This is a genomic window from Vallitalea okinawensis (genome assembly GCF_002964605.1).
GTDB lineage: Bacteria > Bacillota > Clostridia > Lachnospirales > PQDH01 > Vallitalea_A > Vallitalea_A okinawensis.
Genome location: NZ_PQDH01000002.1, coordinates 430,300 through 446,703, shown reverse-complemented (window position 1 = coordinate 446,703; position 16,404 = coordinate 430,300). Strand labels below are relative to the sequence as shown.

At 35.2% G+C, this 16,404-nt stretch carries 8 protein-coding genes; 6 read left to right on the top strand and 2 right to left on the bottom strand.

Going from position 1 to position 16,404, the window contains the following annotated elements; all coding sequences use genetic code 11:
• Positions 1-99: 99 nt before the first annotated feature.
• The 3 genes from C1Y58_RS07135 (at position 100) to C1Y58_RS07125 (ending at position 9,993) form a co-directional block, all read left to right on the top strand.
• Positions 100-6,279 carry a right-handed parallel beta-helix repeat-containing protein gene (locus tag C1Y58_RS07135; RefSeq protein ID WP_170311544.1) on the top strand — a complete coding sequence of 2,060 codons (6,180 nt, stop codon included), beginning with the start codon at positions 100-102 and terminating at the stop codon, positions 6,277-6,279.
• Positions 6,280-6,407: 128 nt separating this feature from the next.
• The gene (locus tag C1Y58_RS07130; RefSeq protein ID WP_105615323.1) at positions 6,408-8,585 is read left to right on the top strand and encodes a glycosyl hydrolase family 65 domain-containing protein; all 2,178 of its coding nucleotides are present in this window, start codon (positions 6,408-6,410) and stop codon (positions 8,583-8,585) included.
• Between the two features lie 115 nt (positions 8,586-8,700).
• A complete protein-coding gene (locus C1Y58_RS07125; protein WP_105615322.1) occupies positions 8,701-9,993 on the top strand; it encodes an alpha-L-fucosidase in 1,293 nt (430 codons plus the stop codon).
• Here C1Y58_RS07125 and C1Y58_RS07120 read toward each other — a convergent pair.
• Both C1Y58_RS07120 and C1Y58_RS07115 read right to left on the bottom strand, forming a co-directional pair.
• The gene (locus C1Y58_RS07120) at positions 9,990-10,835 is read right to left on the bottom strand and encodes an AraC family transcriptional regulator (RefSeq protein WP_170311543.1); all 846 of its coding nucleotides are present in this window, start codon (positions 10,833-10,835) and stop codon (positions 9,990-9,992) included. The genes C1Y58_RS07125 and C1Y58_RS07120 overlap by 4 nt on opposite strands.
• Positions 10,836-10,973: 138 nt before the next feature.
• Positions 10,974-13,892: a glycoside hydrolase family 2 protein gene (locus tag C1Y58_RS07115; protein WP_105615320.1), complete on the bottom strand. Its 2,919-nt coding sequence runs from the start codon at positions 13,890-13,892 to the stop codon at positions 10,974-10,976.
• A gap of 138 nt (positions 13,893-14,030) precedes the next feature.
• Between C1Y58_RS07115 and C1Y58_RS07110 the strand changes: the two genes are divergently transcribed.
• The 3 genes from C1Y58_RS07110 (at position 14,031) to C1Y58_RS07100 (ending at position 16,396) form a co-directional block, all read left to right on the top strand.
• Entirely contained in the window at positions 14,031-14,858 is an 828-nt protein-coding gene (locus C1Y58_RS07110) for an AraC family transcriptional regulator (RefSeq protein ID WP_105615319.1), read from the top strand.
• 127 nt (positions 14,859-14,985) lie between these two features.
• Complete coding sequence (locus C1Y58_RS07105) at positions 14,986-15,438, top strand: YjbQ family protein (protein ID WP_105615318.1); 453 nt, start codon at positions 14,986-14,988, stop codon at positions 15,436-15,438.
• 91 nt (positions 15,439-15,529) lie between these two features.
• Positions 15,530-16,396, top strand: coding sequence for an AraC family transcriptional regulator (locus C1Y58_RS07100; RefSeq protein ID WP_105615317.1), 867 nt, complete (start codon positions 15,530-15,532; stop codon positions 16,394-16,396).
• Positions 16,397-16,404: the final 8 nt, after the last annotated feature.

Here is a 16,404-nt window from a genome sequence, read left to right as displayed (position 1 = left end):
AAAGTAGGGAATTTAAAGTAGGGAATTTATCATGAAATTCGTTATCTATGAGATTTTATTTACTATTGGATGAATAAAAATATAGGAGGGCACTTTGCAATGAAAAGGCTAAGACAATGTTTCGCTCTAATGTTGGTGATTAACATGATTTTTACCAATGTTGGATTAACAAGTGCAGCAGAAACAGAAAAGGACGTAGTAATAACTGAAAGTACATTGAATACGACTGAAGTCATAGACTTATCACATGAAAATCCAAATCCCTGGGGAGCTAGCTTTGGGATTGAAGCAGACGCACAAGTTAGATGGCAAACATTTACGGCTACTCAAGATGGCATAATAGATGCAGTACAGGTTTACTTAATTAAAGTTAATCCAGATAAAGAAGGACTACCTACTGAAGTCGTTGCAAAAATACATAAGGCTGATGGGGGACTACCAGGTGAAGTATTACAAACAACAACGGCGTCTTCTGTGACTATTATCTCAGAAGATATAACCCGCTTTGAGTTTGATGTGGCAGCAGAAAAAGGTAAAACCTATGCCCTTTCCTTGACCACAAATCCTTTAGGTATTCAAGATAATGAACATGCACGTTACGATTGGGCTAATAAGGATATAGGGAAAGACACAACTCATCCATCAGGTAAGATCACCCCTGGAAACAACATAGTAGATGAAACTCAGTGGGTACATACCTATTGGACTAAAATCGAAATGCAAGTAGATACAGTACCAAATGGTGTTAATAAGGATACATTGATATCCCTTATAGAAACAGCTAATACCAAAATAGAAGATGAGTATACTGTTGAGAGTTGGACGAACTTTCAAAATGCAAATGATCTGGCTATACAAGTAAGGGACAAAGAAGATGCAACCCAAGAAGAAGTTGATCAAGCAGCTAATAATTTGCAAACGGCTATGGATAACTTAATATACTTGGAGAATGTAGATGTGATTGATTTATCACATGAAAATCCAAATCCATGGGGAGCAAGTTTTGGAATTGAATCAGATGCACAGGCTAGATGGCAAACTTTCACTGCAATTAAAGATGGCATACTGGATGCAGTAGAGGTATATTTAATTAAGATAAATCCTGAAAAGGAAGGTTTACCATCTGAAGTAATTGCTAAAATCTATGATGTAAATGGTGGAACTCTAGGTGAGGTACTGGATACCACCACTATATCCTCAGATCATATTCAATCACAGGATATAACCCGAATAGAATTCAATACAAGCTTAGAAAAGGGTAAGCAATATGCCCTTGTTTTAACAGCTAGTCCACTAGGGCTTCAAGATAATGATCATGCTCGTTATGACTGGGCTAATAAAGATATTGGAAAAGATGCAACCAATCCATCTGGTAAAATAACAAATGAAACTAACGTCATTGATGAAACCCAGTGGGTACATACCTATTGGACAAAAATTTACTACGGGGAACCAAATTCAGAACCAATTGATTATACATTCGAGGGTACGCGAACATGGGGATTCTCCTTTGGTATAACAGATGGCTCCAGTAGATGGCAAACTTTCACTTCTCACGTAACAGATAGAATGTCATCATTTGATGTTTATTTGATTAAGAAAAATCAATTTGGTTTAGATTTTCCTAATTTGGTGGCAACCCTCTACGAGGTTGAAAATAATAGCCCAACGAATGTACTGACAACGATAACAAAACCAAGTGGAGAAATAGAAACCAATGGTATTGCAACCATTGACCTGCAATATGATTTAGTAGCGGGTAAACAATATGCTATTGATCTTTCAACAGATGATATACAAAATGAAGACCCATCGACAGCAACATGCTACGATTGGCCAACCTCGGATAAAGGACTTGCAGGGCAAGAGTTTTTTGGTAAGGTCGTTGGACAGGATTTTATTGATGAATCTTTCTTAGGTACAGGCTATCTAAAGGTTAGTTTTGGTGATAGTCAACCTGTCTTACCTAAACCAACCACTATTGAACTTTCAACAGATCAAACCATCTTAAAAATTGGGAATACAACAACCATTAATACTATAGTTAAAGATCAGTTTGGAGCAGTATTTGAAGGTGGAAAAATTCAATATATGTCGTCTGATGAAAATGTAGCAACTGTAGATGAAAATGGTATGGTCACAGCAGTCACTGGTGGTATCGCCAAAATTACAGTTTCCTGTGAGAATGCTAGTGAGTCAATCACAGTAACGGTACAAGATGGGGATGGATCGATTATTCCTGTCCCTGGTATGGTTATTAATGAAGATATAAAGCTCAAACCAGGAGAGTATTATTTTGAAGGTGCATCAAAAGGTATAACCATTGTAGGAGATCATATCACTGTGGATGGTACAGGGGTAACGATTGTTAATGCACCAGAAGAAGACATACAAGAAGATGTAACAACAGGTGCTTATGCCTACCAATTAAATCCAATTGAAGGAAATGATTCTTATAACATGGTTAGACACTTTGACTTTACTAAGTCTAATCAGATAACTTTTAGCTTTGATGCAAAAGCTGACGCATTTAGTGGAGAATTGAAAGTTTCAGTTTCAGAGGACACAGTGACCTGGACGGATGTGTTTATTGAAACAGATATAAGCAACAGTTGGGGCAAGTACACAGTTGATTTGAATGCTTATGCTGGTAAAGAAGTTGATGTTAAACTATCTTATCATAATAATACCTTATCTACATATGAAATGAAGAATATGGGATTAATGATCGATACCATAGAGGTAATAGAGGATAGTGTAAGAACATTTAGTGATTTGGCAGAAGCAAAAGTATTTTATTTATGGAACTTATCCTATGATGACGGAATGACAGTTCCTGATCATTTAGCAGATAAACCATTTGATCGAACAAGTTATGATATCGATACTGGTTTGTTTAAAGGTACAGCTATCACAGTTAACGACTCCTCCAATGTAACGATAACAGGTTTTAATATTAGTGGTTTCTATTATGCATTAGAAGCTAATAATTGTGACCAATTAGTCATTAAGGACAATAACTTCTCGAATAATTACACCAATCCAAATGGTGGATGGGGCGACCAAGATGGTGGAGCTGTTGTTTTCAATCATGTTAATAACAGTGAACTCAATGGTAATATCGCTACCAATAATGCTAATGGACTATCCTTAAGATACTCAGATCATAATACAGTCAAAGACAACAATTTCTCTGTTTGTTCTGATGTAGCATTGGAACTTTGGAATTCAAGCTTCAATACGATCAGTGATAATGATTTCAGTTGGGGGATTCGAATTGACCCATTAAATGAAGTACATGCTAGAGATTCAACTTCATCGCTTATTGAAGCAGGTTCAAACTATAACTACATAAAGGGGAATGATTTCACTCACGGTGGTGATGGGATATTTGTCAGAGCTTTAAACGGCTATGTGTCTGAAGGAAATGTATTTGAAGAGAATGATACATCTTTTGCTAATAACAATGCAGTTGAAAGTGGCATGGGCAGAAACTATTATATTCGAAATAAAGCCAATTATTCAAGTTATGGTTTCTGGTTAGGTGGTTCAGATGAATCCGTACTGATAGGTAATGAAATTGCTTATAATGGAATTAAACCTGCCAATGCTCCAGAAAACTTCGGAAATGCAGGTATTTCAATGAAATATTGGTCTTCAGAACATATGGTTATTATCAATAATAATATCCATGATAACAATGGTTCAGGTATTGGTATGAGCTATAAAGAGGAGCAACCTTCCTATCATGCTTTAATACAAAACAATAGAATTGTGAACAATACCATGTATCCTATTTACTTGGATCACGCAGAATGGTTTGAGATCAATGGTAATTTAATTGAAGGTAACGGAAATAACAATGCAATCTATACAACAGCTAATGCAGAAGATATTATCATCAGAGAAGGCGCGGCATATCAAGAAGATTATGATGATTATTTAAATCAGGTGCCATCAGCTATTATCAATTCTGATAGAGAGCGTTATTATACTGAAGAAGCAATTACGTTCTCTGCTGCAGGCAGTACAGATCCAAACAATCAACCATTAACCTATCGATGGGATATGGGTGATGGAACAATCCTTACTGGAGAATCAGTAAACTATACCTATCAAGAACCAGGTTTTTATGATGTGGCTGTGACTGTTACTAATGGAAATTGGTCAGATATTGATTGGATTAATGTGAATGTTGTTGCTTCTGGAGAAGAAATCGGTACAGAAGAGCATGTATCCAACTGGGATGTAACAGCAAATGATGGGAAGACAGAACTTACTAATGATAGTCCTGATATGACGATTCCACAGGTTGGTGCAACATCTCTAGTGGATTATCCAATATATTATGTTATTGATGGTAATCAATCCATTAAGATGACAACAACAGCACCAACTAATGTATTGACATATCCCAAAACAAAAGATGGAGGTTTTGACTTTAGTGATGATGCGGCTCTCACATTCAGTATGAAGATACGTAATCAGAATAGAGATGCGAGTAAGACACCTGTCGTGACACTGTATACAGATGAAAGTAACTATATGACGTTTACACCGACTGAAACAGTTTTATCACCTTTCCATTATGTAAACTTTACTGAAATGCAGTACCGACATGAGTGGTATGCAGCTTATATACCATTGGATGGAAACAGTATGTGGATTCAATCCATTACAGGGGAACCGAATTTAAGTCAGATTAATTATATAACATTCAATACCATAACAGGCGGTAGTTTAGGTCTTGATCTATGGTTAGACGGCTTAAAAACAATTCCAAAAGGCGCTTTGCCTTACAATGGTGCTAATATAGCAAGTGATGGAACAGTCATCACTTCATCAACCAATATGGATTCTGATGAGACTGCGCCAATTGCGGATAGCATCAGTAAGGAGCATAGATGGGAATCCCAAATTGAAACAGATAGCTATTACGGCGTTGTGTTTAACAATTCAAGATACATGAATCAACTCGATTTTAATGTATACTATAAGCCTACAGGTTTAACTGATGATACAATTGGTCTTCCTACAGACTATACTGTTGAATACTTACTTGATGGACATTGGAAACCTGTTAGTAATGCCATTGGTTCAATGTATATAGCACCTGATGAAAATATTGTTCAATTCGATATGGTTGAAGCCATGGGTATTAGAATTCTATTGAAGAATCAGGAAGGTAAATCAGTTGCATTATATGGATTTAAAGCACTCCATACAGGAAATATTGCTACTCAAAGAAATGCGGAAGGTACACCTTTAACTATTATTGAATCCAGTCTTTCAACAGATGCCCTATTGGATTCAGTGGATATGTTTATATGTATTGACAGACCTGAGGTATGGCCTGATGATTTCACAGATTTTAAAGTTCATCTTTATCCTATCTCTGAAGATGGCAAAGGACCAACAGGGGACCCTATTGCAACTGGGACACTTCCAATTACGACTATTGAGAATGGCGGGTTAAATAAGTCCTATAATATTACCATGAGAGATGCCAATGATGAACAAGTGACCTTAGAAGCAGGTAAGCGCTATGTTTTAGGAGCAACTCAAGAAACCGTATATAACGGAGGAGTTACTTGTTATAGATGGCCTACAAGTAATAGTACAGGGGTTACTGGTGAAGATTTTGGTAAGTATACAAGTAATGATACTGGAACTATAACTGGTGTTGCCAATGAAAGTTTCCTTGGAACAGGTTGGTTGAGAGTGCATACTGATCAAAATGAAGGTGAGCAAGCAACAATCGATTTTTCTTTCCCTCTTAACTATTCCACTGGTTATGGTGTAGGTCATACTGGAGAAGAAGCCAGATATCAAAGCTTTACAATGCCAAGTGATAGCATATTAGGTGTCATTGATGGAGCAGTTGATAACGATGCAACGTGGCAAGCTTCTGGCGCAAATACAACAAATGAACTAACAATGACATTTAGTGAAATCAAGGAGATTCAAGATATTAACATATATTTTGAAACACTACCAGAGAAGTTCGTCATTAAAGTAGATGGATTAGTTGAAGCAGAAAAAATGAATAATAAGCTTCAGGTTGGATTTAATCTTATTAACCTGGGTGAGATTAGAACAACAGAAACTATATCATTTGAGTTGATCAATGGTGAAACAGATACTGTTGTTAAAGAAATCGAAGTTCTAGAAGCACAGTGGTATAAAGAAAAAAATAAAAAAGACAAAAAAGATAAAAAAGACAAAAAAGACAAAAAAGAAAAAAAAGATAAAAAAAACAATGATTACACAATTGAATAGAGGTAATCAGATAAATTAAATGTATTAACTAGTAAATATGGTGCACCTGTATAAGGTGCACCATGCTTCAATGGGTTACAAAAAAGATTTGATACAAATAGACTTTATAATAAATGAGGTATTAAAATATGGGTTGGATACTAACAAATAAGGATTACAATAAGAGCGACAATAAGCATTATGAAGGAGCATATGCTCAAGGTAATGGCTACTTGAATTTACGAGCGACCTTTGATGAAGATCTATCAGAAGCATCTCAAGATGATGTTTACTGGAGACTTCCTGCAAATGTAACTTTAGAAAAGCAACGCCATCCGTTAAGTAAATGGGGTACATATATACCAGGGATATACGGCAATCATCCTATTTTAGGTGAAGAAATTATTAATCTACCTTATGCTTTGGGCATGAACATGATTTATGAAGATGAGAGATTTGATATGAATCAGTCCATGTATACCGATTTTGAAAGAAAGCTAAATCTTAGAAATGGTAGCTTAGAAAGAAAATTTCATTGGAGCATTAACAATAATGTGATTAAGGTCAATGTTCAAAGGTATTGCAGCATGGCAATCAAGAACATGATTGTCCAAAGGACCGAAATCACCTCTGAGAAAGATGGTATTCTAGAGATCAGTCATTTTATTGATACTGGTGTAACCACAAATGGTTATAATCACTTCAATAAGATTGATCTAGATGAAGAGGAGTTTTCTGCATATCTTATAACAGATACTAATCAAGAGGTTGGGTTATGTGTGGATATTAGTATCTCCCAAGGAACCATGTTAGAAAATAGGATACATAAAGTGGAGAATAGAATATATCAACATGGAAGTCTGGATCTTAAAGCTAATGAAAAAGTAATTATTGAAAAAAGAATATATTATGCCACCAGTATTGACGATGAGTACTGTGGAGATATCGGAAAGCATTTACAAAATAATATCAATATTGGGGATAGTCACAATGAGTTTGAAAAGCATAATAGAATCTGGGCTGAAAAATGGGAAAAATCCGATATAGAAATTGGAGGAAACGAGAAATTACAAAAGGCTGTGAGATTTAGCATCTACCATCTATTACGCAGTGTTAATGAGAAGGATCATGTTGCTATCGATGCTAAAGCTTATGCAGGTGAAGCCTATTATGGGCACTATTTTTGGGATACAGAGGTCTACTTATTACCTTTCTTTATCTATACTCAACCGGAATATGCAAAGAAATTGATTAGGTATCGATACAATACCCTAAAAGGTGCTAAAGAGAATGCTAAGAGATATGGCTATAATGGGGCTAAATTTTCTTGGGAGTCATGCATTTCAGGTAAAGAGCAATGTTCTAATTGGCAATATGCAGATTTAGAAGTACATGTAACAGCTGATGTTATTTATGGCTTATTGCACTATTGTAAGAATATGAATGATCAAGAGTTTCTATTGAATGAAGGATTAGAGATGCTTATGGAAACAGCAAGGTATTGGATGGAGAGAGTCTATGAGGAAGAGGGTACTTATCATTTAAGAGGTGTTATGGGTCCTGACGAATATTTACCCTTTACCAATAACAATACCTTTACGAATTACATGGTTCGATTTACATTGCAAGCAACAATAGACACTATAGCCTTTGCTGATGAGAAGAATAAAACCCTATTAAGAAAGTTGAATATTACAGAAGACGAGGTATTGAAGATTAAAGATATAGTTCAGAATATGGTTTTACTTATTGATGATAAAAAGGGATTCATTAATCAATGCGAGAACTTTAGTAATTTTGAAGATATCGATATGGATAAGATTTGGACGGATAAGAGTAGACCTTTTGGACAGTTCATATCACAAGAGAGGAATTATCGAAGTAAAGCACTAAAACAAGCCGATGTCATAGCCCTTCTCTATCTATTTAGAAAAGATTTTAATAATACCATGAAAAAGCATTGTATGGATTATTATGAACCCTTGACCACACATGATTCTTCTTTATCCTATATTTTTCATGCTCTCGTTTACAGTGATTTAAGTGACTCAGAAAATGCTTATGATATGTTCGCCAAGAGTATAGGCATAGACATGGAAGAGAAGGGGGCGGCTGAAGGTATTCATATCGCAAATTGTGGAGGGATTTGGCAAGGTTTAATTATGGGATTTGGGGGTATGAAAAATAGTTTTGAATCAGATCAACTTTCATTATCGCCTAGACTGCCTAAGGAAATAGAATACATGTCATTTAAGATTTTCTATAAAGGTTACTGGTACCGTATCTATTGTGACCATAAAAAAACATTAGTTAAAAAAGTGGATTGAAGAATGAGAGATCATTCTTCTTTTGCTAGTTTTATATAAATCTATGTTTGTTTTGGCTACAATAAAGCTATCTTACATAGTAAGTATACTATTAAATGAAAGAAGGATTTGAAAGATGAGTGTATTATGTAAAGCTGACTATGAAGTAAAGATAGCAGAAACTAGGGATGAAAGAATGCAATGGTGGCGAGAAGCTAGGTTTGGTATGTTTGTTCATTATGGATTATACTCAGAGTTAGGTAGAAATGAATGGGTAATGGCTTTAGAAAATTATGATGTAGAACAATACAAGAAATTGGCTAACTCCTTCTGTCCCCGAGAAGAAGCACCAAGAGAATGGGCAAAACTGGCTAAAGAAGCAGGTATGAAGTATATGGTGTTAACAACAAGACATCATGAGGGCTTTAGCCTATGGGATTCCAAAGTGAACCCCTATAATTCTGTTAATTATGGTCCAAAACGAGATATAGTTAAAGAGTTTGTAGAAGCATGCAGGGAATATGATTTAAAGATAGGTTTTTATTCTTCATTAATGGATTGGCAGCATCCGGATGGTGGTCGTTGTGCTTATGACAGCGAAGCTAGAAAGCGTTTTAATGATTATATTAAAGAGCTTAATAGAGAGCTAATGACTCAGTATGGCAAGATAGATATTTTATGGTATGACGTTCCTCGCCCAATGGAATCCCATGAAGGATGGAATTCTTTAGAACTTAATCAAATGGTAAGGGAGCTTCAACCTCATATTATCATTAATAACAGAAGTAAACTAGATGAGGATTTTGGTACACCAGAAGAACATATCACAGCAGAAGATAGAGATTGGGAAGCATGTATGACCTTTAATGGAATAAGCTGGGGATATATTGATTCCGATCAAGTATTACCTTATAGTTATACACCTCAACAGATTATACGTATGATCAGAAAGGTAACTGCTTCAGGCGGTAATCTTTTATTGAATGTGGGTCCAAAACCCGATGGTTCTTTACCAAAAGAAGTAATCGAACCTCTTAATAAAGTTGGGAAGTGGTTAATAGAGAATGGTGAAGCTGTTTATGGTAAAAAAGATAAAGGGAACGATAGAGTTGTCAACGTAAGTGGTGTCTGCCAAGCTATATGCGAGAATAACAAGTGCTACGTATTGAATATAATATGGCCAAAAGATCAACGACTAGTTCTAGCAGGCATAATGGATGCACAACTAAAAACCGTACGTTTATTAAAAGACAGCTCACCTATTGATTTCAAACAAGTTGGTCATCGTATTATTTTAGACTTACCAGTTAAAAATCCTGATGAGAATGTTGGCATACCCGTCTTTGAACTGGAGTTTGATCAGCAGCCTAATTATGCAAGATGCAGTTATTACCCACCATTACATGGAGGTAAAATATATAAGCCTTAGTGACCATGCATATCACCATGATCAAGTTCCATATAATGCTGACGATATTCAGATGGTGAATACCCCATATATTGCTTAAAGGCTTTAGAAAAATGAAATACATTGCTGTAACTTACTTTTTGACCGATTTCCGTTATACTCATAAATGAAGAGCTAAGCATATGCTTAGCTTTTTCCATACGTCGTTGGTTGATGTACTTCATAGGGGATATGCCAACAGCATTCTTAAAAAAACGGATAAAGTGATTGGGATGAAAATGTAACTGTTCTGCTAATTGCTCATTATTTAAATGGGTATGTAAGTTTTTTTCTATGAAGTACAATATAAGAGAGATTTGCTCATCATATTTTACAATTGGAACAGGATGAGGATAATTATTCATACTGCGTGCATTTTTAAAATAAAGTGCTAAGAGTTCTAATAATATAGATTTAGCCATAAGTAAAGAAGTAATATCCTCTTTATGATGGTAACTTAGCATTGTCTTAAATCGATCAGATGTGTGAGAATACTCTTTAACTGGAACAACATATGGAAGGGAAATGAGATCGAATAGATTTTGTTTCCCTACTTTTGCATCAAAATGGCACCAATATTTTAAATAAGTATTCTCATTGAGTGTTCCAAAGGATTGTTGCTTACCTGCTGGTAAGATGGCTATATCACCTGGCTTTGGATAGTACTTTTTTCCTTCTACTTCTATAACACCTTCACCATCACATATAAAGTAAAGTCGATTAAATTCAGGTTGGATATTCTCTTCTTTCCAGGTTATTTTAACTTTTGTGTATGCCATTACTCTTATATTCACATTGGTAGTAGAAAGTAGTTTTTCGTTCACAAAATCACCCTTCAATCCTTGAATATGTATTTTCATAAGTATACCATATCTATCACCTTTAAGTAAGAGAAGTAAACCATGCTGTATATAAATACAACATGGTTTAATAGTTAGCTACTCTGTGCAAACGTGATGGAGTCACTCTTGTTGGGAAAGTGCTTGTTTCATCATATTGAATACAAATTGTTGGGTGGCTGCATCTTCACGAATGCCATAAAAACCTTCTTCACTATAATTAGTATGTAGTCTTCCTTCAGTAAGCAACTGCGAAAGTATTAATCGACCACTGTTTTCTACTAAATCTACTTGTATAACTGGTGTTCGGGTTAGGTTTTTACCACATATAGCAAGTGGCTTAATTTGCATGTCAACTGTAGTATTTTGATATGTTCGCCATTCTTCAGAAAGATTAATTCTGTTAATTGGAGCTTTAGGATTAATAGATATTTTAAGAGCAGGGGCATCTTCTACTAAAAAATGGACCTTTTTTCTTAATTCTTCATCAGCAATTTTACTTTTTCCAATGGAAAAATGATAGTGACCTGCTAGTTCGTAGGCATAGTAATCGCCTCTTTTTAAAAGGGGGACATCTGCACCACGATTACTCCATTTTTCTAAAAAAGCGTCACCATTAGGGCTATTAACTTCCATATCCCATGTTGGAACAATAAGTCCACCTCGTAATCCGTTCCATATCTGGGTTGCCTCAGAATCAAGATAATCCCATAAATAATTTAAGTTTGCAGAGTGAATACAGCTTTCAGGTTCTGGCACTTGCTGAAACTTTATTTGAATATCATGAAAAAGATTAATGTTCTCAATTTCATAAGCCTTTGGTGTATATATACCATCTAGTGCACTTGTATGTCCTGGAAGATACAGTTGTCTAGGTCCAATGCTAAACATGATTATACTACAGCCTTGATTTAATCTTAATTGGAGAAAATCTTTTAAAGATTGATCTTTATTTAATAGATTCCATGTTCTTGAGGAAGTCATGATGAGATCACAATTCTTATCAGTCATATCCCGGACATCAAAACCATGATCTTCTAAGAATAATTTTAGTTCCTGCTCTGAATCATAGACACCAATTATGCTATCTTCTAAGTAAGAATCCGGAGCTGGTGTTAAAGTTCTTATAGTCCATTGGGATACGACAGGTTTATCTACTTTTTTTGGTGGATTAAGTAGAGTACTCTTTATGGTCCAAAGACCATTCTCTTTAGGTAAAGTTATGGTAACATACTTAATGCTACGACTATGAGGTTGAGTAGAAGAAGAAAATTCAATAGTGTTTATAATCTCTTCCATCTTACCATTATCACAAATACTAACTTGAACATGTAATAATTCTTCTTGATCTGTATCGTTAAATAAATGTACTGGTATTTCAAGACTCTGATTGGGGTAGAAATTTCTATCCCATAGGTTTAAACTGCAACTTAGTGGAGAGTAAACCACTGCTAAAGCATCCATGACAGGTTTTGTTTTACCCTTTTGTAAAGGACCCATGAAATGATGATTACCATCTTCTGGACTACCAAGCATGCAAAAGGGTGAGAAACCTGCTGCACCAATTCTTCTCCAATACTCAGCTATTTTCACATTAGCATCTCGATTGATGGCCAATCTTTTCTCCTTTGTATGATTGGGACCTAGGAAACGTAAGAGACTTCCTTTTACTGTCGGGTATAATCCAGGATTACCATTGCCATCTAAGTAGTTACCCCCAAACTCATCAACCATAATAGGGTGAGTAAATTCTTCTGCTGAATCATAGTATAATCCAATATTCTCAAATAAACTCCACCAATATTTATGGATATGAATAACGTCTCGATGGCCAATAACAAGGGGAGGGTAATTTTGTTCTAACTCTTTTAAAGCATCATAGGCTACTTTTAGTTCCATATCGTTGGTCTCATTCCAGGGATGTATAATAGCGATACAAGGGTGCTTCATACATAAATCTAGCCAGTGCCCCCATTGTTCAACTAAGCTCTTTTTGGAACCCTTCATACCATGGAAAAAACTCCATTCGGCCTGAATCAGTAAGCCATATTTATCGCATAAATCCAGAAACTTTTCAGGTGGCATACCTAAATGAAAACGAAGGGTATTGGCACCTAAGTTTTTTAATCTCTTAACAATGTTTTCGCGAAACCAAATTTCATTAAAGGCTAATTCTGAAGCTTCTGGATCACGAAGCCATCGATGCCAAACAACAGTACCTGCTCGTAATGTGATAGGCTTATTATTTAGTAGAAAACCAATACCATCAGTTACAAATTCCTTTAGTCCGATGGTCATAGGATTGTAATCAAGAATAAGATCGTCTAATAGGATGGTTGATTGTAGTTGATAACATATTGGAGATTCAGGACTCCATTGTTTACATTGACCTTTTAGCTGTATTGAAAGTGCATCTTGAGTATTTCTACATGGCTTTAATTCTTCGATAATTAACTCACCATTGTCATCGAATAGTTGAAGCTTAATATAGATGTTTTCTCTACTCAGGTAATTTGAAATGTCGACAAGCTCCCATTGAAGATTTAAGCTATCATTGGATAATGTATAGTGAGGAATCATGCGTTTGATATGTATATGGTTGTAAAAAATGAGCTCAATATCATCCCATAAAAGAGAGGATACATTACTTCGCCATAAGTCTGCATCAGGTATACGTGAAGCATCATCAAGGGGAACTTCATCAAGACCTTTTAATTCAATTTCTAGTTCAATAGTATTGCCTGGAACAAGGGAGGGATGTTTTAGAGAAAGGTTGATGGGTGCCATTCCGCCTTCTGATGTAGCCACAAGGTCCCCGTTAATATAAACTGATGGACAAAAGCGTGCTCCTTTAAGATGTAAATTGGAGTGGGACCAGAGATGAGCTGGCAGTGTTACTTTTTTTCTGAACCAAAGAGGTTCTTTATTAGTTATTTTAGGATCACTAATTAACCCAGGCACCATTGCTGTTTTATTATATTGACGAAGATTACCTACCTCCCATAAGCCGTTGAGGTTAATCTGATATTGGTGATTACTCATGACAGTTCTCCTTTCATAATTGAGGAACAGAATAAAATATGATAATATTAATATATTGATATTCTATAGGATAAACAAATAGCATTTCAATCAAAAGATATTGAAGTGATTATTAAAATATTGAACATAGGTGATAAAATGAGTAATCAGAAATTCCTAATTGTTGACGACTTGCAATTGAAGTTACCTTATTATCTTGTAGGGGTGGGATGTCATTATGAACAACCTTTAAAAAATCGCGTAACAGGTATTCCTTATTTTAATTGGATACAATGTGAACAAGGTAACGGAATTTTAGAAATTGGTGAAGAACAGTATTTTATTAAAGAAGGACAAGGGATCTTCGTTTTTCCTGAAAGACCTGTTAAGTACTATCCTATAACAGATTCTTGGTTAGTAGATTGGGCATGCTTTCAAGGGAGAGAGGTAAAGGTTCTATTGAATAATTGGGGTATCTATGACTGTGGTGTATATACTGTAAAGGAACCTGAGTTGCTACAAAAAATTATGAGAAAGATGCTAGCTGTGACACAGAAAGAGAAACAACAAGGTTATTTAGAATGTTCACTTTTGGTATATCAATTGTTGTTAACATTATGCAAAAATATTATACCATGGGAAAAATCCGATGCTGATAGGAGGAGGTTAAAACCTGTTATGACTTATATTAAACGTAATTACTCCAACATCATTACTCTACAGAATTTAGCAGATCAGCTTGGTGTATCTCCAGAATATATTTGCAAAATCTTTAAAAAGCATTATAATAAACGACCGATGGTTGTTGTAGCTGAATATCGAATAGCTAAAAGTAAAGAATTACTTGTGAATAATCCTAAAATGACTATAAAAGATATTGCCTTACAAGTAGGCTATGATAACTTTAGTTATTTTTGCATGATTTTTAAGAAACATGAAGGAATGAGTCCCACTGAATATAGAAAGCTTTATGATATATTAAGATAATAATCAATTTATGTAGCTTGTTTAAACTCTTTTATTATCCATAGAGATATGGTAATATTAGGCATGATGAAAGTAATGATCTCATATTCTGGTTAATTTTAAATGACTATAGATAAGGATGATATAAGTGGCAGTTTACAGCAAGATTAAAGAATATCAAACAAAAGCACATATGGGTATGATTGATGTAAGTCAAGATTTTCAAGATGTAGTGATGGAAGCATCACGGGAAAAGGGCATACAAAATGGGACGATAACTGGTTTTACTACAGGAGGGGTAGCTGGTTTGACGACTCTCGAGTTTGAGCCTGGTATTGTTAAACATGATCTTAAGAAAGCGATGGATATATTTTCACCTTATGAGGATGAAACAGGTCGTGTTATTCACTATAAACATCATGAAACTTGGCATGATGACAATGGTTCAAGTCATATTAAGGCAGCATTATTATCCCCCTTCATCACAATTCCTATCATTGATGGAAAGATAACCTTAGGTCCATGGCAAAACCTTACGTTGATAGAATGTGATACAAGAGACCGATTGAGAGAGATTGTATTCACAGTTATGGGTGAATAGCATCTTTCAACCTGCAGAAAATGGCATCAAAAGTCGGAAGTCTGAAGTACATCCATGGTACTCTTTTAATGTAAGAAAGGAGAGGTAGCTTATGGATTGGTTACAAAAAATGAATGGAGCAATTGATTATATCGAGAAGCATCTTATAGATGATTTGGACTATGAAGAGGTAGCAAAAATAGCCTGTTGCTCGGTGTACCACTTTCAACGAATGTTCTCCTTTATCGTTGACATACCTTTATCTGAGTATGTTAGACGGAGACGACTGACCCTTGCAGCTTTAGAAATACAAAATAGTCCTATTAAGATTATTGACTTAGCTATTAAATATGGTTATGATTCACCAGACGCTTTTACAAGGGCATTTAAACAAATTCATGGAGTTACACCTACATTAGCGCGCAATATGGGTGTTGAGCTCAAAGCTTATCCTCGCTTATCCTTTCATATTTCAATAAAAGGAGATGTAGAGATGAACTACAGAATTGAAGACAAGGAAAGCTATAAGGTATTTGGTAAGAGTATTACTATAGGGTTAAATGATAACCCCTACGAAGTTATTCCAAAACTTTGGAATGATTTAAGAGTAGACGGAAGCTATGAAGAATTATGTGAGATAGCAGGATTTGAGCCCTATAAGAATACATTTTTAGAATCCACATTATATGACTTTGATGATGATACCTATAAGAACAAATATATGATTAATACATTATTACCACCGAAAACTCATGTACCTAAAGAATTCGATGTATTAACCATACCTGCTGCTAAATGGGTAGTATTTTCCGATAGCTATGAAAGAATTGAGGATACTACTGAAGTTATTCAAAAGATATGGAAGAGAATTTTCACTGAATGGTTTCCAACCTCTGATTATGAAGTAGCGGAAGGACCTCAACTAGAAGTCTATCCTAAAGGTAGTGTTGAAGTATGGATACCTATAATTGAAAAGTAAAAACGATC